Raw genomic sequence first — 20,900 nt, 5'->3', positions numbered from 1 at the left:
GTGAATGCCCGCGTCGCGGCTGTATTGCTGTTGGGAAAATGATTTCCCGCGTTTGATTTGTCAGTTTTGATGGAGCTTATATGTCACTCAGTCGGCGTCAGTTTATTCAGGCTTCGGGCGTTGCGCTTTGTGCCGGCACCGTGCCGCTGAGGGCACAGGCCGCAGGGAAGCAACCCGCATTGCCGGTGCCTCCTCTGCTGGAGTCTCGCCGTGGGCAACCGCTATTCTTAACGCTGCAGCGTGCGCACTGGTCGTTTACCCAGGGCACGCGCGCCTCCGTCTGGGGCGTCAACGGCCGCTATCTTGGGCCGACGATCCGCGTCTGGAAGGGTGACGATGTCAAACTCATCTACAGCAACCGTCTGACGGAAAACGTCGCCATGACCGTGCGCGGTTTGCAGGTGCCGGGGCCGTTGATTGGCGGCGCGGCGCGCATGATGACGCCAAACGCCGACTGGGCGCCGGTGCTGCCTATTCGCCAGAACGCGTCAACGCTGTGGTATCAGGCCAATACGCCAAACCACATGGCCCAGCAGGTATATAACGGCCTGGCGGGAATGTGGCTGGTTGAGGATGAAGTTAGTAAGTCCTTACCATTCCCTAACCACTACGGCGTCGACGACTTCCCGGTCATTATCCAGGATAAGCGTCTGGATAACTTTGGCGCGCCGGTATACGACGAACCGGGCAGCGGTGGCTTTGTTGGCGATACGCTGCTGGTCAACGGTGTCCAGGGGCCCTATGTTGAAGTATCGCGCGGCTGGGTGCGTCTGCGCCTGCTGAACGCCTCTAACTCTCGCCGTTACTCGCTGCGGATGAGCGATGGCCGCGCGCTGCACGTGATTTCCAGCGATCAGGGCTTCCTGCCTGCGCCGGTCTCCACCACGCAAATCTCGCTGGCGCCGGGTGAGCGTCGCGAAGTGCTGGTGGATATGACCAACGGCGATGAAGTGTCGATGACCTGCGGTGAGTCCGCCAGCATCATGGAGCGTATTCGCGGCTTCTTCGAACCATCGAGCATTTTGATCTCCACGCTGGTGCTGACCCTGCGCCCAACGGGGCTGCTGCCGTTAGTGACCGATAACTTACCGATGCGCATACTGCCAACGGAAGTGCTGAGCGGCACGCCGATTCGCAGCCGCGACATTCTGCTCGGCGACGATCCGGGTATCAACGGCCAGCTGTGGGACCCGCAGCGCATTGATATCACCGCGCAACAGGGCACCTGGGAGCGCTGGACGGTTCGTGCCGATGCGCCGCAGTCGTTCCATATTGAAGGGGTGATGTTCCAGGTTCGCAACGTCAACGGTGCGACGCCGCTGCCGGAAGATCGGGGCTGGAAAGATACGGTCTGGATTGACGGTCAGGTTGAGCTGCTGGTCTATTACTCACAGCCGTCATGGCCGCACTTCCCGTTCCAGTTCTCCAGCCAAACGCTGGAGCTTGCCGACCGTGGTTCTATCGGACAGATTCTGGTGAACCCGGCGCCGTAATCAAGAACCCCCGGCCGAGCACAGCGACGCCGGGGCACAAACCGCGCTAAAAATTCCCACTTCATTAGTAAGGCGAACGGGCTTATAATCCCCGGCCTTTGTCTATTTTTTTGCCAATTTTTTTCGGAAGCAATATGAGCGCTATCTCCCTGATCCAACCGGATCGCGACCTTTTCTCCTGGCCGCAGTACTGGGCCGCCTGCTTTGGGCCGGCTCCGTTTTTGCCAATGTCACGTGAAGAGATGGATCAACTTGGCTGGGATAGCTGCGACATCATTCTGGTCACCGGCGACGCCTATGTTGACCACCCGAGCTTCGGGATGGCGATTTGTGGTCGTATGCTGGAAGCACAGGGCTTCCGCGTGGGGATCATTGCCCAGCCTGACTGGAACAGCAAAGACGACTTTATGCGTCTGGGAAAACCGAACCTGTTCTTCGGCGTCACCGCCGGTAACATGGACTCGATGATCAACCGTTATACCGCAGACCGCAAGCTGCGCCATGACGATGCCTATACCCCAGACAACGTCGCGGGCAAACGCCCTGACCGCGCGACGCTGGTTTATACCCAGCGCTGTAAAGAAGCGTGGAAAGATGTGCCGGTTATCCTCGGTGGCATCGAAGCCAGCCTGCGTCGTACCGCGCACTATGACTATTGGTCCGATACCGTGCGCCGCTCGGTGCTGATTGACGCCAAGGCCGACATGCTGATGTTCGGTAACGGCGAGCGTCCGCTGGTTGAAGTGGCGCACCGTTTGGCGGCAGGCGAGCCAATCGCGCAGATCCGCGACGTGCGTAACACCGCCATCATCGTCAAAGAAGCGCTGCCGGGCTGGTCTGGCGTCGACTCAACCCGCATCGACACCCCGGGGAAAATCGACCCGATTCCGCATCCGTATGGTGAAGACTTGCCGTGTGCCGATAACAAACCGGTGGCACCGAAAAAGCAGGAAGCCAAAGTCGTTACCGTACAGCCGCCGCGCCCTAAGCCGTGGGATAAAACCTACGTCTTGCTGCCGTCCTTTGAAAAGGTCAAAGGCGACAAGGTGCTGTATGCCCACGCTTCCCGTATTCTGCACCATGAAACCAACCCGGGCAGCGCCCGTGCGCTGATGCAGAAGCAGGGCGACCGCTATATCTGGATTAACCCGCCAGCGATCCCGCTCTCCACCGAAGAGATGGACAGCGTGTTCGCGCTGCCGTACCAGCGTATCCCGCACCCGTCATACGGCAAGGCGCGTATCCCGGCGTATGAGATGATTCGTTTCTCTATCAATATCATGCGCGGCTGCTTCGGCGGCTGTTCCTTCTGCTCTATCACCGAGCACGAAGGTCGTATTATTCAAAGCCGCTCCGAAGACTCGATCATCAACGAAATCGAAGCCATTCGTGACACGGTACCGGGCTTTACCGGCATTATCTCTGACCTGGGTGGCCCTACGGCCAACATGTACATGCTGCGCTGTAAGTCGCCGCGTGCCGAGCAGACCTGCCGTCGTCTCTCCTGCGTGTACCCGGAAATCTGCCCGCATATGGATACCGACCACACGCCGACGATTAACCTCTATCGCCGCGCCCGCGACCTGAAAGGTATCAAGAAGATCCTGATTGCCTCCGGCGTCCGTTACGACCTGGCGGTGGAAGACCCGCGCTATATCAAAGAGCTGGCAACCCACCACGTGGGCGGCTATCTGAAGATTGCGCCTGAACACACTGAAGAAGGGCCGCTGTCGAAGATGATGAAGCCGGGGATGGGCAGCTATCACCGCTTTAAAGAGCTGTTCGACACCTATTCGAAGCAGGCCGGTAAAGAGCAGTATCTGATTCCGTACTTTATCTCCGCCCACCCAGGCACGCGCGATGAAGATATGGTGAACCTGGCGCTGTGGCTGAAACAGCACCGTTTCCGTCTGGACCAGGTGCAGAACTTCTATCCGTCGCCGCTGGCGAACTCGACCACCATGTATTACACCGGCAAGAACCCGCTGGGTAAAATTGGCTATAAGAGTGAAGATGTGGTGATCCCGAAAGGCGATAAGCAGCGTCGTCTGCACAAAGCGCTGCTGCGCTATCACGATCCGGCTAACTGGCCGCTGATCCGTACGGCGCTGGAGACGATGGGTAAAAAACATCTGATCGGCAGCCGTCGTGACTGCCTGGTGCCTGCACCAACGCTGGATGAGATGCGCGAAGCGCGTCGTCAGAACCGCAACACCCGCCCGGCGCTGACCAAGCACACGCCGGTGGCGCACCAGCGTCAGACGCCAAACGGCATCAAAAAGCGTCCTAAACCCGCGTCCCGCTGAATTTAACAGGGCTACATTGGGTGGTAGCCCGGCCGAGCGCAGCGACGCCGGGACAGCACTTAAGCCATAAAAAAGCCCGGCGATTCGCCGGGCTTTTGACATTCATACTGCTTCACTTAACCGCCAAACTGGTCCGGATCCGGGCCTAAACGCTTACCCTGATCCAGCTTCGCAATCTCGCTCAGCTCATCTTTATCCAGGCGGAAGTCCCAGACGGCAAAGTTTTCGGCAATGCGCGACGGCGTGACCGATTTCGGGATCACCACCAGGCCGCTGTCGAGGTGCCAGCGAATCACGATTTGCGCTGGCGTCTTACCGTATTTATCCGCCAGAGCACGGATAATTTTCTGGTCAAACACCCCTTCACCACCCTGTGCCAGCGGGCTCCAGGACTCGGTCTGGATTTTATGTGTGGCGTTCCAGGCGTTCAGCTGACGCTGCTGCATCAGCGGATGCAGCTCAATCTGGTTGATGACCGGTGCGACGCCGGTTTCATCAATCAGTCGCTGCAGGTGAGGCACCTGGAAGTTACACACGCCGATGCTCTTAATCAGCCCCTGTTTTTGCAGTTCAATCAGGCTCTTCCACGCATCGATATAGTGATCGGTTGCGGGAACCGGCCAGTGAATCAGATACAGGTCGAGATAGTCTAGCTGCAGGTGCTCCAGGCTCTCCTGTAGGGCATCCGCCGCGCGGAGATGGGAGTCATTCCACAGCTTGGTGGTGATGAACAGATCCTCACGAGCAACGCCCGCGCTCTTAATCGCTTTACCGACTCCCGACTCATTTTTATAAGCGGCGGCGGTATCAATGGAACGGTAGCCCACCTCGAGCGCTTTATGAATCGCGGTGACGACTTCCTCATTCGTGGCCTGCCATACCCCGAGGCCGAGCTGCGGCATTACATTGCCATCGTGCAGTTTAATCACGGTTGGATGTGTCATGCATTTCTCCTTTTTACGAGCTTATCGGGGCAATGCCCCGATAAGGTTTGTAGGATTAAGTCTGGTCGAAATATGCAAAAACGAAAGCTTGCTCGTCGTCTTTCAAGCCGCAGATGCGTTGTCTGCGCCAGCTCACCCCAGTCACTTACTGATGTAAGCTCCTGGGGATTCGCTGTCTTGACGCCTTTCTGCAGCTCGAAATCCTTAGCGCAAGAAACGGAGGGCTCTTAGCGTGCCGCTTCGTAAATACGGCGGCTCACGTCCAGGGTAATATCCTGATTTTCACCCAGTTTGGTCATACCGTGTTCTTCGAGTTTTTTCAGCAGCGCAGGGATAGAGCTGCCGTCCAGACCGTAGTCGGACAGGCGAGTTGGCACGCCCATTTGTTCGAAGAAGCTGCGGGTCGCGGCGATAGCGGCATCGATGCGCGCATCGTCAGAACCTTCGGTAATGTTCCAGACGCGTTCTGCGTACTGCAGCAGTTTGGCGCGTTTGGTATCACGTTTTTCATTCCACAGAGCAGGCAGCACGATAGCCAGCGTTTGTGCGTGATCCAAACCGTGCATTGCGGTCAGTTCGTGGCCCAGCATATGAGTTGCCCAGTCCTGCGGCACGCCCGCACCAATCAGGCCGTTCAGCGCCTGAGTTGCTGCCCACATGATGTTGGCACGAACGGCGTAGTTTTCCGGCTCCTGCAGCGCTTTCGGGCCATCTTCAACCAGCGTCAGCAGAATGCCTTCCGCGAAGCGGTCCTGAATTTTGCCGTCAACCGGGTAGGTGACGTACTGCTCTACGGTGTGAACGAATGCATCCACAACGCCGTTAGCAACCTGACGCGGCGGCAGGGTGTAGGTGTAAACCGGATCCAGAATTGCAAACAGCGGCTGAACGTGTGGGGACATAAAGGCGCGTTTGTCACCGGTGGTTTTACGGGAGATAACGGCACCTTTGTTGGACTCGGAACCGGTCGCAGGCAGCGTCAGTACGGAACCCATTGGGATAGCGCTGGTGACGTTACTGCCGTAGGTTTCCAGAATTTCCCACGGGTCGATGCTGGTATCGTAGTGTGCGGCGGCAGCGATAAACTTGGTGCCGTCCAGTACGGAACCGCCGCCAACGGCCAGCAGGAAGGTGACTTTCTCTTCGTGGGCGATTTTCACCGCGTTCATCAGCGTTTCATAAGATGGGTTTGGCTCAATACCGCCGAACTCCAGCACGTCCAGACCTTGCAGTGCGCTCAGCACCTGGTCCAGCACGCCGGTTTTTTTCACGCTGCCGCCGCCGTAGGTAATCAGTACGCGAGCGTCAGCGGGGATCTGAGCGCGCAGGTTTTCGATAGCACCTTTACCGAACAGAATGCGGGTTGGGGTATGAAGATCAAAATTAAACATTGCTCGTTCCCTATAGTGTGGGTGGAAAAAAAGGGCGGTGAGGGGTCATCGCCGAATGACATCATTGTGGTCTTCGTCGTCGTACCTCTCAATGCACATTTCTGCGATTGTCTTGCCCATTTCTCCATAGCTCTGGAGAAATACGTTAAACAAAGCCACAATGACAGCGTTGGAAAAGGTACCTGGAGCCCTTGTTGATGAACCGTGAAGAGATCTGTGCGCTGCTGACAGAAAAGATTAAGCAGCTGAAAAATAACGAACAAAACCTGAGAACCTTGCTGCCGGATATTCAGCTTATCTATGGTACTCAGCCAAACGGGCGCACGCCGGTGATGTATCGCCCGGGCATCGTGTTTCTCTTTTCCGGCTATAAGATTGGCTATATCAACGAGCGCACCTTCCGTTACGATGCCAACGAATATCTGCTGCTGACAGTACCTTTACCCTTCGAATGTGAAACTTTTGCGACCGAGGACGCGCCGCTGGCCGGATTACGCCTGGATGTTGATATTCTGCAGCTACAGGAGCTGCTGATGGATATCGGCGAAGACCCTCTGTTCCACCCATCGTCGATGGCGGAAAGCGGGATTAACTCGGCCACGCTCTCCGAAGAGATTCTCTGCGCCTCGGAACGCCTTCTGGACGTGATGGAGCGCCCGCTGGACGCCCGCATTCTGGGGAAACAGATTATCCGTGAGATGCTCTACCACGTGCTGACCGGGCCGCGAGGCGGTGCATTAATGGCGCTGGTTAGCCGCCAGACTCATTTCAGCCAGATTAGTCGGGTGCTCAAGCGTATCGAGAGTCAGTACACCGAAACGCTCAGCGTGGATCAGCTCGCTGCCGAGGCCAATATGAGTCTGTCGGCGTTTCACCACAACTTTAAGTCGGTGACCAGCACCTCGCCGCTACAGTATCTGAAGACCTACCGTTTGCATAAAGCGCGGATGATGATGGTGCACGATGGGCTGAAGGCCAGCGCCGCGGCGATGCAGGTGGGATACGAAAGCGCGTCGCAGTTTAGCCGGGAGTTTAAGCGCTATTTCGGCATGACGCCGGGAGAGGATGCGGCAAGGCTGCGGGGAATGTAATTTGTAGCTCGGGCGAGGCGTTTACGCCGACCCCGGGGTAGCCTGGAGGCCATTCCCGGCGTCGCGTTGCTCGGCCGGGCTACGAAATATTATGCGTCGCAATACTTCTTCTTAATCACCACTATCACCGTGCCCAGAAGCCCGGCAACCAGCAGGAAGATTGGCAGGATCATCAGGAAAGTCATTACCTGATCTTCATGACGTTTTACAAACGGGATCATGCTAATGGCATAGCCTAAGCTCGTCACCACGCCTACCCACAGCAGCGCGCTCAGCCAGTTAAACACCTGGAAACGGCGATTCGACAGGCCGGAGATACCCGCCATCGTTGGCAGCAGGGTACGCACAAACGCCAGGAAACGCCCCGCCAGCAGCGCTAGCAGACCGTGGCGGTCAAACATACAGGTTGCGCGCTGGTGGTACTTATCCGGCAACTGCGCCAGCCAACCTTTCACCACGCGGGTATTACCCAACCAACGACCCTGAATATAGCTCAGCCAGCAGCCGAGGCTGGCGGCCGCGGTCAGAATGGCAATGGTAGGGACGTAGCCCATCACGCCCTTTGCAATGAGCGCGCCCGCCAATAGCAGAAGGCTATCGCCGGGTAAGAATGAAGCGGGGAGCAGGCCATTTTCCAGAAACAGTGTGGCAAACATGACCAGATAAACGACCCCCACGACGTGCGGATTCGCCAGAGCAGCAAAATCGTGCTGCCAAAGCGCGGCGACAATATCTTGAATAACGACCATGAACATTCCTGTGGAACAGCGTTTTCGCTTATTGTACGCCCGAAAGATTAAGAACACCTTGATCGCGTGCGCAACAAATGAAGCCGCGCTGTCCTGATTTACTGACAACAACGCGGAAACGGTTTACGCCGACGGTGGTAAATCACTTCGGGGACCGACTGTTCTCAACATCGATGACGCGCCTGACCGACGCATCAAAAACAGTACTAACCCACCCGATAGCCTGGGCTACCGGGCTGAGGCCATGTTACACGATGCGGGCAAATCCTGCCGCTAAATCCGCAATCAGATCGTCAACGTTTTCTAAACCGATGTGGACGCGTACCAGCGTACCGGTGAAATCGATTTTTCCTTCCGGACGAATGCTGGCGAGTTCGGACGGCTGATTCGCCAGAATCAGCGACTCAAATCCACCCCAGGAGTAGGCCATGCTGAACAGCGAGAAGTTATCGAGATAGTTTGCCAGCTCTTCATCATTGAGGTGTTTTTTGAGCACAAACGAGAACAGGCCACTGCTGCCGGTAAAATCACGCTTCCAGAATTCATGCCCTTTACTGCCCGGCAGTGCAGGGTGGTTAACGCGCTCAACCTGCGGTTGCTGTGCCAACCATTTGGCAACCTTCAGGCTGCTTTCATGATGCTGACGTAAACGCACGCCCAGCGTACGCAGGCCACGGCTGGTCATATAAGCGGTATCGGCGTCGAGCATCTGGCCCATCAGGTAGGCGTTTTCGCGCAGTTGCGCCCAGCAGCGTTCGTTAGATACCGCAGTACCGACCATCGCATCCGAATGGCCAATCAGGTATTTGGTGCCAGCCTGAATAGAAATATCGATACCGAAATCGAGCGCTTTAAACAGAACCCCCGCCGCCCAGGTATTGTCGATCATGATGATCGCTTCAGGCGCAACGCGGCGCACGGCGGCAACGATGGCAGGAATATCATGCACTTCCATGGTGATAGAACCAGGGGATTCCAGGAACACAATTTTGGTGTTGGGCTTGATCAACGCGGCAATCCCTTCGCCGATCATCGGGTCGAACCAACTGGTGGTGACGCCCAGCTTACCGAGAATTTTGGTGCAGAAGTCCTGGCTTGGCTCATAGGCGGTGTTGGTCATCAGCACGTTATCGCCCTGTTCCACAAACGCCAGAATGGTGTTGGCGACCGCTGCCGCGCCGCATGGGAAAAGCGCGCAGCCAGCGCCGCCTTCCAGCTCACACATCGCTTCCTGCAATGAGAAGTGGGTGAGGGTGCCGCGACGGCCGTAGAACAGTTCGCCGTTAGCGCGGTTGTGGGTCGCATGTTTTTTGGCGGCGACGGTGTCGAACACCAGCGAGGAGGCGCGCTGAATGACGCTGTTCACCGATCCCTGAGTGTATTTTTTGCTGCGTCCGGCGTTAACCAGCGCGGTATCGAGGTGCTTGTCTGCCATTTTTTATCTGCCTATTTTTATACGTCTGGATGGCTAAATTAACACGATTGCGCGTGGGATCTACCGTTACCTGCGCGAACAGCAGAAAATTTTGCCAAAAAACCGGCTGAAAACTTTTTTACTGCGTAAGCGCAAGGAAAATAAGTGTGATTTGGGTCAATATGTAAATACTAATGAGAACTACTATCAATTCGACGATGTTTTGATATTATTGTGCTCAGAATTTGTGATTTATGTCCTGGAGATACACAGTGGGTAATAATTTGATGCAGGCGGATCTCTCCGTTTGGGGTATGTATCATCATGCCGACATCGTGGTTAAAGTGGTCATGATTGGCTTGATACTGGCATCCGTCGTCACCTGGGCTATTTTCTTCAGCAAGGGGGCTGAGCTTCTTTCCCATAAGCGCCGCCTCAAGCGCGAACAGAAACTGTTAGGCGAAGCGCGTTCCCTGAATCAGGCGAATGAAATTGCGGCTGCATTCGATGCCCGCAGCCTGAGCACGCAGTTAATCAACGAAGCTGAGAACGAGCTGGAGCTCTCTGCGGGTTCGGAAGATAACGAAGGCATTAAAGAACGTACCGGCTTCCGCCTGGAACGTCGTGTGGCGGCCGTGGGTCGTCATATGGGTCGTGGTAACGGCTTCCTGGCAACCATCGGTGCTATCTCCCCGTTCGTCGGTCTGTTTGGTACCGTATGGGGTATCATGAACAGCTTCATCGGCATCGCCCAGACCCAGACCACTAACCTGGCGGTTGTGGCGCCGGGTATCGCAGAAGCGCTGTTGGCGACCGCGATTGGCCTGTTCGCCGCGATTCCTGCGGTGGTCATCTATAACATCTTTGCGCGTCTGATTGGCGGCTTTAAAGCCAACCTGAGCGACGTTGCGGCGCAGGTTCTGCTGCTGCAAAGCCGTGACCTGGACCTCAGCGCCAGCGGCGTTCATCCGGTGCGTACCGCCCAGAAATTACGAGTAGGTTAATGCCCCATGGCAATGCGTCTTAATGAAAATCTGGACGATAATGGCGAAATGCATGATATCAACGTGACGCCGTTTATCGATGTCATGTTGGTACTGCTGATTATCTTTATGGTTGCCGCGCCGCTGGCGACCGTCGATGTCAAAGTGAATCTGCCAGCTTCGTCCAGCCAACCGCAGCCTCGCCCGGATAAACCGGTCTATCTGTCGGTGAAAGCGGACAAATCGATGTTCCTCGGCAATGACCCGGTCACCGACGATAATATGGTGACGGCGATTGATACGCTTACGGAAGGCAAGAAAGATACCACCATCTTCTTCCGCGCGGATAAAACCGTCGACTACGAAACGATGATGAAGGTCATGGATACCCTGCACCAGGCGGGCTATCTGAAGATTGGCCTCGTTGGCGAAGAAACCGTCGCGAAAAAATAAGCATCCCGGATGGCGCGTTCTGCGCCATTCGTTATTATTCCCCCAGTAATATAATATTTCCCTTAAGTCTTATATATTCCAACTCGCTGTTAAATAAAATTAAGTACAACTTAATCCTAGCGATATATTTTTAACAATATAGTGGCTAGCAAGAAATAACCCCTCTACGCTTAATCCTGAACGCTAACAATAATATGACGTGAAATGACACCTGCGCGGGCGGAATATATCATGGCAATAATGACGTTTTGGCAGCCCAACGGGCTGTCTCAGGATCTGTTCTCTTTATCCTCAATTCGCCGCAGAGCTGACCGCCTGCTGATGGCGCTGGCCTGGGTGATGTGGGGCGTTTCATTAGGAGTCGGGGCGATGAACGATAACCTCAGCCTGGCGCTGCTGGCGGCTACGCTGCTTTCGGTGCTGGGCACATTGATGACGCTCCTTTTTCCCGGCAGATTAATTACCCGACTGGTCTACGCCTTTATTATGATGGCCTATTCCGCGTTGCTTATTCAGCTGGGCGGCGGCGAAACTGAATACCACTTCTCGGTGTTTGTACTGCTTTCCGCATTGCTGGCATGGCGAGACTGGCGGCCATTAATTATGGGCGCGGCCGTTATTGCCGTACATCATCTGGTGTTTAATTATTTACAGGAATATGGCCTGTTTAATATTACCGTATTCATGCATACCGGGCTGGAAATGGTGGTGATGCACGGGCTGTATGTGGTCGCGCAGACGATATTTCTGGTGCTGCTGGCGGTGCGGATGGAGCAGGATGCCCGCTCGGCCAGCGAAGTGGCGAAACTGGCCTCGGTGATTAACCGCGAGTCGGGCTTCCTGACGCTTGAGCGTGATAGCAAAACTAGTCGCTCTCCGTTTGCCCGTACCTTTAGCCTGACGTTGGATGCGATGCGAAATACCCTTGAGCAGGTTAGCGGCAACGTATCTGAACTGCTGGAGGCCTCCCAAACGCTACTCCAGCGCAACACTGCGCTCTCTGAGCGTACGGACAACCAGGCGCGTTCGCTAGCGGTCACCGCCTGCGCCATGGAACAACTCGCCGGGGCGGCGTCGCTCACCAGCGAGAAGGCCAGCGAAGCGCGGACGCTGGCGGAGCAGGCAAGCGGCGTAGCGCAGGAGGGCGGGGAGAATATTCGCTCGGCGATGGCGTCAATGGCGCATATCCGCGACGAATCGCTGAAAATCAACGGCATTCTTGAGCTTATCGACGGTATTGCCTTCCAGACCAATATTCTCTCGCTGAACGCCTCCGTTGAGGCGGCGCGGGCGGGGGCGCACGGCAAAGGCTTTGCGGTAGTTGCTGCCGAAGTGCGTACGCTGGCGCTGCGATGCGAAGAGGCGGCCCGCGATATCCGCCAGATGATTGCCACCTCCGTCGAGCGCACCCATCAGGGGGCGGAGCAGGTTGAACGGGCGGGGAAAACGATGGCGTCGATTATCAGCAATATCGACAGCCTGCAGTCCTGCGTCGATGTGCTGTTCTCAATGAGCGACCAGCAGAAAACCAGCGTGCTACAGATGAAAGGCAGTATTGCCACCATCGATGCCAGCGTGCAGGAAAATATCCAGCACGTGGCCCAGACTATTCAGGTGGCGCATCAGCAGCAGCGTCATACCGGCGAATTGAAGTCGGCAATTTCCGTTTTCCGCCTGGTGTAAGGTCACAAAAATGAAAGTGGTATGATAAATCATCCAGTTATGTGACAACTTCCGCAGTTGCCAGAAAACGTAATACCAGTACGAAAAATGACAATATGATTGTCTTAGGCATCCTCCTACATTGAAGCCTCTTCAATTCCGGAGGATATTCTCGTGGCAAATGACAGCAAATTGTCTATCGCAGAAAAGCTGGGATATGGCATGGGCGACGCCGCTTGCGGCATCGTCTACTCTTCTGTAACGATGTTTTTGACCTGGTTTTACACGGATATTTACGGCCTCTCCGCTGCGGCGGTAGGGGTGATGTTCCTGGTGACCCGCGTGCTGGACGCCATCACCGACCCGCTGACCGGCATCGTCGCCGACCGGGTTAAAACCCGCTGGGGCCACTTCCGCCCGTGGCTTATCTGGTTTGCTATTCCCTACGCGGTGCTGGCGGTGATGACCTTCACCACGCCCGCTTTTGGCGCTTCGGGTAAGCTGGTTTACGCCTACCTGACCTACACCTTATTGATGCTGTGCTACACCTTTATCAATATTCCTTACTGCGCGCTGGGCGGGGTGATCACCCGCGATGAAAAAGATCGTCTGTCGGCGCAGTCTTACCGCTTCACTATCTCTTCAATTGCCGGGCTGATGGTCTCGGTGGCAACGTTGTTCCTGGTCGATTATCTGGGCAAAGAGGACAAGCAGTTCGGCTTCCAGGCCACTATGGGGATTATGGGATTGATTGCCATCGTGATGCTGGCATTCTGCTTCTTCTCCACCAAAGAGCGCGTGGCGCCTGCGGTTGAGCAGCAGGGGAGCATTCGTGAAGATCTGCGTTCGCTGCTGGCCAACGATCAGTGGCGGATCGTGGCGATCATTACCTTCTTCTCCAGTATGGCGGGCGTGATGCGCAGCGCCGCCACGCTCTACTACGCTACCTACCTGATGATGGGCGGCGTGGAGTCCGCGGCAGGTACGGCGATGAAGTCGGCCTTTGTCTCAACAAGCGTCGTCGGCACCATTATCGGCAGCATTGCCGCCGGTTGGCTGGCGAAGCGGTATCGTGCGGTTTCGCTGTTCAAAAATATCAACCTGCTGCTGGTGGCGGTGGGCGTGGTGATGTTCTTTGTGCCGCCAACCTGGCTGCCGGTGGTGTTCCCGCTCTATTTCCTCGTCGGCTTCTTCCACCAGATGTATCAACCGTTTAAGTGGAACATGATGGCCAACGCCGCCGACTACGGCGAGTGGAAATTTGGTCGCCGCATTACCGGTCTTTCCTATTCCGGCAATCTGTTTGCGTTGAAAATGGGCATGGCGGTAGCCGGTGCGGTAGTGGGTTTCTCGCTGGGGCTGTTTGGCTATCAGGCGGGCGTCAGCGAACAAACGCCGATGGCGACGATGGGCATCGTTGGATTGCTGACGCTCGGGCCATCGCTCTCTTACCTGGTGCTGTGGTGGCTGTCCCGCTTCTATAAGCTCGACGACCAGAAAATGGCGATGATTCAACGTGACCTCTCCGCTCGCCAGCAGGCAGGTTCCCCGGCGACAGTCGCAGAGCCGCAAGCGGTTGACGGCGAATTGAGTAAAGCCTGAGGAGGGTGAGATGACGCAATCTGAATATCAGAACCCGATTCTGTGCGCAGATTATTCGGACCCGGATATCGTCCGGGTCGGGGATGACTTCTTTATGGTCTCCTCCAGTTTTAACCATATGCCCGCGTTGCCAATTCTGCATTCGACGGATCTGGTCAACTGGCAGATTATCAACCACGTTTTCGACGCGCTGCCGCTGCCCGGCTACGACGAGTATCAGCCGGGAAAAGGCGTATGGGCTCCGTCAATTCGTTGGCATGACGATAAGCTGTGGGTGTTCTTCAGCACGCCGGATGAAGGCATTTTCATGTGCCAGACCGACGATCCCTGGGGTCAATGGAGCGCGCCGCACTGCGTGCAGCCTGCGAAAGGCTGGATTGACCCCTGCCCGTTCTGGGATGACAACGGCGACGCCTGGCTGGTGCATGCTTTTGCCCATAGCCGCAGCGGCATCAAGCATAAGCTGCAGCTGTTTGCCATGTCGCCTGACGGTACTTCTCTTCTGGGCGAAGGGCGCATCATCTATGACGGCAGCTGCGATCAGCCGACGCTGGAGGGGCCGAAAGTCTATAAGCGCGGCGGCTGGTACTACATTTTCGCTCCAGCGGGCAGCGTGGAGACGGGCTGGGAAACCGTGCTGCGCGCCAGCAGTATGACCGGCCCGTGGGAGGCCAGAAACGTCTTGTTCCAGGGCGATACACCGGTGAACGGCCCGCATCAGGGCGGCTGGGTGGAACTGGACGACGGTGAATGCTGGTTTGTGCACTTCCAGGATGCTCACCTCTATGGGCGGATTGTTCACCTGCAACCGATGCGTTGGGAGCAGGATGGCTGGCCGCGTATCGGTGAGCCGATGGGCGATGAAGGGGAAGGGCAGCCGGTGATGCGCTGGGCGCGTCCGACAAGCCTGCCGCCGTCGCCGCGTTGCTTGCCGCAAACTGACGATAGCTTCGCGCACGGTGTACCGGGCCTGCAGTGGCAATGGCAGGCTAACCCGCATGCAGACTGGCTGCTGCCGGGCAATGACCGCCTCAATTTACGCTGCTGTCCGTTGCCGCAGGGTGAGGATAAAGGCAACTTTTACTGGCTACCCAACCTGCTGCTGCAAAAATTCCCCGCCTGGCAGTTTATCGCCCGGACGTCGCTGACGTTGAACGCGGCGAAAAACGGTGATGCGGGCGGTCTGGTTATCTACGGCGAGCGCTACGCGGCGCTGTTGCTGGAGAAACGGGACGGGCAGCATCAGCTGCTCTGGGTGACGGGATGGATGAGCGATGCCGGTATTGTGCGGGAAAGCCGTCAGGTTATCGCGCCGCTGAACGTTGGGACCTGCGAGCTAAGGGTTAGCGTGACCCGAGGCGGTATCTGCCGCTTCGCCTGGCGTGAACCTGAGGAAAACTGGCAGTCGGTGACACCCCCGTTTGCGGCGGGCAAAGGTAAATGGGTGGGGGCCAAAGTAGGTCTTGTCGCGCTGACGCTGGAAGCCGCGGCATCGCAGGGAATTTGTGGGTTTGACTACTTTGCGACGGATATTACCGGCTGATCCGGGCGTTTCTCGTCATCTTTATCGAGTTTAAGGATGACGTTGGAAGTCCGGTAGTCGCCATCGGCGAGGCCGCGGCTGATTTCAAGGGTCGCGGTTTCGCGGTGCAGCACATGCTGGTAACTGGCTTCGGTGTGGGCGAGGATTTTATCGCGCAGGTGCGGGTAACGCTCCATCACCTCACACAGCGCGGCACCGAAGATCTCTTCTTTGACCTGATAGGCGTAGATGTCGCGGCGATTCTTCCACTTCATTTTGACCAGCGCGGCGGTGAGCGGCACGGAAGGGTTGGAGATGCGGCGACCCTCGGCGTTTTTGTCATCGCGCAGGGCCTGAAGGTTACGCTGCAGGAGCGTTTCGTCGCTTACCGGTTGGCTTAACGATATATTAGCCTGATTAACATCGACAAGTTTCATACTTACTTATCCGTTAAATTATAAAACAGCGGTGTGACTTTTTCCTGCGTCATTAAATTAAGCCAAATTTCATTGCCATTATCATTTATCTCCTGGGTTTTTAACTCAATAATTTGACTTAACTCCAGTGAGGAGATCTCCCCCTGAACAACCAGGTTATTTAGCATAAGGGCAAAGGCTTCAATTTTTGCAACGCGATATAATCTGTCCTTAATATGACGATCGCGCTCTTCCAGCAATGGGTTACGTGATTGACCACCGCTTATCAATATCTCATCCTGCCAGTCTGCCAGCGAAGCCTTTTCCGGCTCTGCCTGCGTGCTGGCCTTTACCTCCTGAGGCTCGCCGTCTACGGCAGAGATACAGAAGCGGGCTGGGATAAGGGTTTCAGCGATCATATACCTGTCATCTTTCGAATGGCTGGAAAGTGTTTTTTATTATAGTGAGGTTCGTTGACATTATCATGGTGCACTTTTAAAATCAAAAAAAGTGGAGAAAACCATGAGCGGTATTATTTATTTTGTGATGGTGTTGCTACTACTCACCGCCGTTATTTTAATTTTTCTGTATGGTCAAAATAACGAATCGTCTGATACCAATAATGAAACCGTTACGCCTTTGGCCCCTGCGCCACTCAGCAAAGATGAAGGTGAAAATCATTTCGCCAGCCTGATGAGCAGTATCACCCCGGTGTGGTACTGGCGTATTAATCATGAGTATATCGACTTCCTGCAATCCACCATCAAGCGCATGTCGATAGACGAGCTAAAAGAGACGCCTGGGCTGTTCGAAGCGCAGGATCGCTGCCGCAACCTCAACGGCGCGGTGTATGAGTATTATGATGAAATCAAACGTCGCTGCCTCAAAGGCGAGCGCGTTGCGCCGGTCGATCCAGTGGTGGAGAGCTTAAAGCAGTGTTACCAGGAGTTTGCTCACGAAGCTTATCCGGAACTGGTAGGGCTGGTGTGGCCTGACTATCGGCGTCCGTTTATTCGTCCCCATGATGTGTGATTACATCTGTTGTTATGATGTTGCATAGTTGCGATATACTAGGCCGAATTTGACTGACGAACAGGACATTATGGAACGTTTTCTGGAAAATGCGATGTACGCATCGCGATGGATTCTGGCCCCGGTCTACTTTGGTCTTTCGCTGGCGCTGCTGGCGTTATCCCTGAAGTTCTTTCAGGAGATCCTTCACGTTCTGCCGAATATCTTCAGTATGGCGGAAGCGGATCTTATCCTGACGTTGCTGTCGCTGGTGGATATGACGCTGGTGGGCGGACTGCTGGTGATGGTGATGTTTTCCGGCTATGAGAACTTTGTGTCGCAGCTGGATATCAGCGAGCACAAAGAGAAGCTCAACTGGCTGGGTAAGATGGATGCCACCTCGCTGAAGAACAAGGTTGCCGCGTCGATTGTGGCTATCTCTTCTATTCACCTGCTGCGGGTGTTTATGGATGCTAAGAACGTGCCGGACAACAAGCTGATGTGGTACGTGATTATCCACCTGACGTTTGTGCTGTCGGCGTTTGTGATGGGCTATCTGGATAGCCTGACTCGCGGGAAAAAATAGCCTGCAAAAACCCCGGCGGCGCTTCGCTTGGCCGGGCTACGAGAGATGCATGTAGCCCGGGCGAGGCGTTAACGCCGACCTCGGGGTCTTCCATTACTTATCTGACGACGCCTGCCACAAATTCAACTGCCCATCGGCGACATGCTTGTCAATCTGCGCCATTTCCTCTGCCGAGAAGCTCAGGTTTTCCAGCGCCTTCACGTTCTCCTCAATTTGCTCCGGGCGGCTTGCGCCAAGCAACACCGAGGTCACGCGGTTGTCTTTCAACAGCCAGCTTAGCGCCATCTGCGCCATCGACTGACCGCGTTGCTGCGCCATCTCGTTGAGCAAACGCAGGCTGTTGAGATTGCTCTCGCTCAGCATATTCTCCGTCAGGCCGCGCGCCTTTTTCCCTTCCGTCTGCATACGGGAACCTTCCGGAATACCGTTCAGGTATTTACCGGTCAGCAGCCCCTGCGCCAGCGGGGTAAAGGCAATGCAGCCAACGCCGTTGTGCTCAAGGGTATCCAGCAGGCCGCTCTTATCCACCCAGCGGTTAAGCAGGTTATAGGAAGGCTGATGGATCAGCAGCGGGATCTTCCACTCGCGCAATAGCTCAACCATCGCCTGGGTGCGTTCGGAAGAGTAGGAAGAGATGCCCACGTAGAGCGCTTTCCCGCTCTGCACCGCCTGCGCTAAGGCCGCGGCGGTCTCTTCCATTGGCGTTTTCTCATCCACTCGGTGGGAATAGAAGATATCCACGTACTCCAGCCCCATGCGCTGCAGGCTCTGGTCGAGGCTCGCCAGCAGATATTTACGAGAGCCGCCGGAGCCATAAGGCCCTGGCCACATGTCGTAACCGGCCTTGGTGGAGATAATCAACTCATCGCGATACCCGGCAAAGTCTTCCCGCAGCAGGCGACCAAAGTTCTCCTCGGCGCTGCCCGGCGGCGGCCCGTAGTTATTCGCCAGATCGAAATGGGTGATGCCGCAGTCAAAGGCTTTGCGCAGCAGCGCGCGCTGGCCGTCGAGGGCGCTGATATGGCCGAAACTGTGCCATAGGCCGAGGGACAGTGCCGGAAGCTGTAAACCGCTGCGGCCGCAGTAGCGATACTGCATCTGTTGGTATCGGGCTGGGTTTGCATGCCAGGCCATAAGGTCTCCTTCTCTTTTTATTTTGAAACACTGTTCCCAGCGTACTTTTTTTTGTGATGCACGCCCGTTGTGCCGATCACACTGTCATAGATGAGGATGAAAAATACGCGCTTTATTCCTCTTTAGGGGTAGCCCTTAAATAGCGCTAGCCACCGCTCAAAAAATCGCTATATAATTTTATATATAACGATTGAGGGCGTAGAGATGGACAACCATTTTGGCAAAGGGTTAATCGCGGGACTGAAGGCGCCTTATGCCGACAGCGCGCAGAAAGTGGTCGGCTTTTGCACCGACTATAAGCGTGGTTTTGTGCTGGGCTTTTCGCACCGTATGTTTGAGAAAACCGGTGACCGTCAGCTGAGCGCCTGGGAGGCGGGGGTGTTGACGCGCCGCTACGGGCTGGATAAAGAGATGGTGATGGATTTCTTCAAAGAGCATGATTCCAGCACTACCGTTCGCTACTTTATGGCGGGCTATCGGCTGGAAGGTCAATAAAACCGGGTGCCAGGCACCCGGCTTTTCATCATGATTGCTGACGCTTGTCTTCGGTATGGGTATCGAAGTCACTGGCGTCATGACGCTCGTGCAGCTGTTCGTTCAGCGGGCCATTCGTACGGTTGACGATACGACCGCGCTTCACGCCCGGACGGCTGGCGATGTCCTGCGCCCAGCGCATCACGTTTTTGTAGCTCTGCGCATCCAGGAACTCATCCGCGCCGTACACATTCCCCAGCACCACGTTGCCGTACCACGGCCAGATAGCGATATCAGCGATGGTGTACTCTTCACCCGCCACGTAGCGCCCGCGCGCCAGTTGCTTATCCAGCACGTCTAACTGACGTTTTGCCTCCATGGTGAAGCGGTTGATGGCGTACTCAATCTTCACCGGCGCGTAGTTATAGAAGTGGCCAAAGCCGCCGCCGAGGAACGGGGCTGAGCCCTGTAGCCAGAACAGCCAGTTCAGGGTTTCGGTACGCCCGGCCGGATCTTTTGGCAGGAAGTGACCAAATTTCTCTGCCAGATAGAGCAGGATATTGCCGGACTCAAACACGCGGGTTGGCGGCGTGGTGGAGTGGTCGCTAAGGGCCGGGATCTTCGAGTTCGGGTTCACTTCCACAAAGCCGCTGGAGAACTGATCGCCCTCGCCAATGCGAATCAGCCACGCGTCGTATTCCGCTTCCGTTACGCCCGCCGCCAGCAGCTCTTCCAGCATAATCGTCACTTTCTGGCCGTTTGGCGTGCCCAGAGAGTAAAGCTGGAGCGGATGATGGCCTACCGGCAGCGCTTGTTCATGGGTGGCGCCGGAAATGGGGCGGTTGATGTTGGCAAATGCGCCGCCGTTGCTTTGATTCCATTCCCAGACTTTGGGTGGCTGATAGGTGTTCTCTGACATAATCGCTCGCCTTATTTTGATGATGTGTTGAGGTAGTGAAGTTTAGCAGCTTCAGGCAAAAATCCGTGCCGCCCAGACGCTGACATCGTCGCCGCTGCCCAGGTCTGGCTGGACCAGCCCATTAACCATAAAGGTTGGGGAGACGTGAATGCCGTTCTGGCGGGCATAACGTGCATGCCACTTAATCTCTTTTTGCAACTCCGGCTCGGCAAAGGCGTCGGCGAGCAGCACACCGCTATAGCGTTCAATGCGGGTAATAATTTCCCGCGGCGTGGTGTCCATATTCGGCCCGCTGCAGTGGTCGGTAAACTCAAATTCTTCGCGATGGTCGGCGACCGCTTTCATCACCTTGTGTGCTGCGCTTTTGCCCTCAGGCAGCGTGGAAGCGGCCAGAATGCAGCGCACAATCACCCCGGAGAAAAGATGCCACGGCTGTGACTGTAAGCGAATTTTGACGCTGACGTTTTCTTCACCGACGAGCTCCAGCAGCGCGTCCAGCTTGTTGAAAGTCTTAACGGAAAACGGGCAGGTTGGCTCCAGGAACACCTCAAACGTGCGTGCGCCGTGGCCCCAGACCAGCGGTTGTGCCTGTAAACTCATGTGGACTCCTGATGGTTAAGTGTGCATTTTTCGGATGAATATTTTTGCCCCCGATGGGTCATCCTCGCATACACGGGTGTATGATTAATCCACTTTTGTTGGATTAATTTCAACGTGCGGGCGAGAAAATCGCACGGTATGTTTGAGGAA

The 20,900-nt window shown here is 55.7% G+C and carries 20 protein-coding genes; 11 read left to right on the top strand and 9 right to left on the bottom strand.

What is annotated here, in order from left to right; genetic code table 11:
* Positions 1–80: 80 nt before the first annotated feature.
* Together ftsP and HII27_RS13570 are read left to right on the top strand one after the other, a co-directional pair.
* Complete coding sequence (gene ftsP, locus HII27_RS13575; protein WP_185668370.1) at positions 81–1,493, top strand: cell division protein FtsP; 1,413 nt, start codon at positions 81–83, stop codon at positions 1,491–1,493.
* A 134-nt stretch (positions 1,494–1,627) separates the two neighbouring features.
* Positions 1,628–3,799 (top strand): YgiQ family radical SAM protein, encoded by a 2,172-nt coding sequence (locus tag HII27_RS13570; RefSeq protein ID WP_185668369.1) that lies wholly within the window; start codon positions 1,628–1,630, stop codon positions 3,797–3,799.
* A 116-nt stretch (positions 3,800–3,915) separates the two neighbouring features.
* Here HII27_RS13570 and dkgA read toward each other — a convergent pair whose 3' ends face one another.
* The gene (gene dkgA, locus HII27_RS13565) at positions 3,916–4,743 is read right to left on the bottom strand and encodes a 2,5-didehydrogluconate reductase DkgA (RefSeq protein ID WP_185668368.1); all 828 of its coding nucleotides are present in this window, start codon (positions 4,741–4,743) and stop codon (positions 3,916–3,918) included.
* Between the two features lie 227 nt (positions 4,744–4,970).
* Positions 4,971–6,134 (bottom strand): alcohol dehydrogenase, encoded by a 1,164-nt coding sequence (yqhD, locus tag HII27_RS13560; RefSeq protein WP_185668367.1) that lies wholly within the window; start codon positions 6,132–6,134, stop codon positions 4,971–4,973.
* Between the two features lie 197 nt (positions 6,135–6,331).
* On the opposite strand from yqhD, the gene HII27_RS13555 reads away from it, so the two are divergent.
* The gene (locus HII27_RS13555) at positions 6,332–7,225 is read left to right on the top strand and encodes an AraC family transcriptional regulator (protein WP_185668366.1); all 894 of its coding nucleotides are present in this window, start codon (positions 6,332–6,334) and stop codon (positions 7,223–7,225) included.
* Positions 7,226–7,314: 89 nt separating this feature from the next.
* Here HII27_RS13555 and yghB read toward each other — a convergent pair whose 3' ends face one another.
* Complete coding sequence (gene yghB, locus HII27_RS13550; RefSeq protein WP_185668365.1) at positions 7,315–7,974, bottom strand: DedA family general envelope maintenance protein YghB; 660 nt, start codon at positions 7,972–7,974, stop codon at positions 7,315–7,317.
* 247 nt (positions 7,975–8,221) lie between these two features.
* Complete coding sequence (gene metC / locus HII27_RS13545) at positions 8,222–9,409, bottom strand: cystathionine beta-lyase (RefSeq protein ID WP_185668364.1); 1,188 nt, start codon at positions 9,407–9,409, stop codon at positions 8,222–8,224.
* Positions 9,410–9,660: 251 nt separating this feature from the next.
* Between metC and exbB the strand changes: the two genes are divergently transcribed.
* The 5 genes from exbB to HII27_RS13520 all read left to right on the top strand — a co-directional run bounded on the left by exbB (position 9,661) and on the right by HII27_RS13520 (position 15,631).
* On the top strand, positions 9,661–10,392 hold the full coding sequence (gene exbB, locus HII27_RS13540) for a tol-pal system-associated acyl-CoA thioesterase (RefSeq protein WP_185668363.1): 732 nt from the start codon (positions 9,661–9,663) through the stop codon (positions 10,390–10,392).
* A gap of 6 nt (positions 10,393–10,398) precedes the next feature.
* Positions 10,399–10,824 carry a TonB system transport protein ExbD gene (gene exbD / locus HII27_RS13535; RefSeq protein ID WP_185668362.1) on the top strand — a complete coding sequence of 142 codons (426 nt, stop codon included), beginning with the start codon at positions 10,399–10,401 and terminating at the stop codon, positions 10,822–10,824.
* A 231-nt stretch (positions 10,825–11,055) separates the two neighbouring features.
* On the top strand, positions 11,056–12,507 hold the full coding sequence (locus HII27_RS13530; protein ID WP_185668361.1) for a methyl-accepting chemotaxis protein: 1,452 nt from the start codon (positions 11,056–11,058) through the stop codon (positions 12,505–12,507).
* 201 nt (positions 12,508–12,708) lie between these two features.
* Positions 12,709–14,088, top strand: coding sequence for a glycoside-pentoside-hexuronide (GPH):cation symporter (locus HII27_RS13525; RefSeq protein ID WP_191092091.1), 1,380 nt, complete (start codon positions 12,709–12,711; stop codon positions 14,086–14,088).
* A 10-nt stretch (positions 14,089–14,098) separates the two neighbouring features.
* Positions 14,099–15,631 (top strand): glycoside hydrolase family 43 protein, encoded by a 1,533-nt coding sequence (locus tag HII27_RS13520; RefSeq protein ID WP_185668359.1) that lies wholly within the window; start codon positions 14,099–14,101, stop codon positions 15,629–15,631.
* On the opposite strand, the gene HII27_RS13515 is transcribed toward HII27_RS13520, so the two are convergent.
* Together HII27_RS13515 and HII27_RS13510 are read right to left on the bottom strand one after the other, a co-directional pair.
* Positions 15,604–16,047, bottom strand: coding sequence for a cytoplasmic protein (locus HII27_RS13515; protein ID WP_185668358.1), 444 nt, complete (start codon positions 16,045–16,047; stop codon positions 15,604–15,606). The genes HII27_RS13520 and HII27_RS13515 overlap by 28 nt on opposite strands.
* 2 nt (positions 16,048–16,049) lie before the next feature.
* Positions 16,050–16,445, bottom strand: coding sequence for a hypothetical protein (locus tag HII27_RS13510; RefSeq protein ID WP_185668357.1), 396 nt, complete (start codon positions 16,443–16,445; stop codon positions 16,050–16,052).
* Between the two features lie 103 nt (positions 16,446–16,548).
* On the opposite strand from HII27_RS13510, the gene HII27_RS13505 reads away from it, so the two are divergent.
* Both HII27_RS13505 and HII27_RS13500 read left to right on the top strand, forming a co-directional pair.
* The gene (locus tag HII27_RS13505) at positions 16,549–17,058 is read left to right on the top strand and encodes an ESA_00282 family adhesion-associated protein (protein WP_185668356.1); all 510 of its coding nucleotides are present in this window, start codon (positions 16,549–16,551) and stop codon (positions 17,056–17,058) included.
* Between the two features lie 70 nt (positions 17,059–17,128).
* On the top strand, positions 17,129–17,623 hold the full coding sequence (locus HII27_RS13500; protein ID WP_185668355.1) for a TIGR00645 family protein: 495 nt from the start codon (positions 17,129–17,131) through the stop codon (positions 17,621–17,623).
* A 93-nt stretch (positions 17,624–17,716) separates the two neighbouring features.
* Here the strand turns inward: HII27_RS13500 and HII27_RS13495 are convergent, their stop codons facing one another.
* Positions 17,717–18,757 carry an aldo/keto reductase gene (locus HII27_RS13495; RefSeq protein WP_185668354.1) on the bottom strand — a complete coding sequence of 347 codons (1,041 nt, stop codon included), beginning with the start codon at positions 18,755–18,757 and terminating at the stop codon, positions 17,717–17,719.
* A gap of 204 nt (positions 18,758–18,961) precedes the next feature.
* Between HII27_RS13495 and HII27_RS13490 the strand changes: the two genes are divergently transcribed.
* On the top strand, positions 18,962–19,252 hold the full coding sequence (locus HII27_RS13490; RefSeq protein WP_185668353.1) for a DUF2623 family protein: 291 nt from the start codon (positions 18,962–18,964) through the stop codon (positions 19,250–19,252).
* A 28-nt stretch (positions 19,253–19,280) separates the two neighbouring features.
* Here HII27_RS13490 and yghU read toward each other — a convergent pair whose 3' ends face one another.
* The gene (gene yghU, locus HII27_RS13485) at positions 19,281–20,150 is read right to left on the bottom strand and encodes a glutathione-dependent disulfide-bond oxidoreductase (protein ID WP_185668352.1); all 870 of its coding nucleotides are present in this window, start codon (positions 20,148–20,150) and stop codon (positions 19,281–19,283) included.
* Positions 20,151–20,201: 51 nt separating this feature from the next.
* Positions 20,202–20,750: a DsbA family protein gene (locus HII27_RS13480; RefSeq protein WP_185668351.1), complete on the bottom strand. Its 549-nt coding sequence runs from the start codon at positions 20,748–20,750 to the stop codon at positions 20,202–20,204.
* Positions 20,751–20,900 lie beyond the last annotated feature (150 nt).

Source organism: Kluyvera sichuanensis, from assembly GCF_014218705.1.
Taxonomy (GTDB): domain Bacteria; phylum Pseudomonadota; class Gammaproteobacteria; order Enterobacterales; family Enterobacteriaceae; genus Kluyvera; species Kluyvera sichuanensis.
This window is presented reverse-complemented; position numbering and strand designations above follow the sequence as displayed.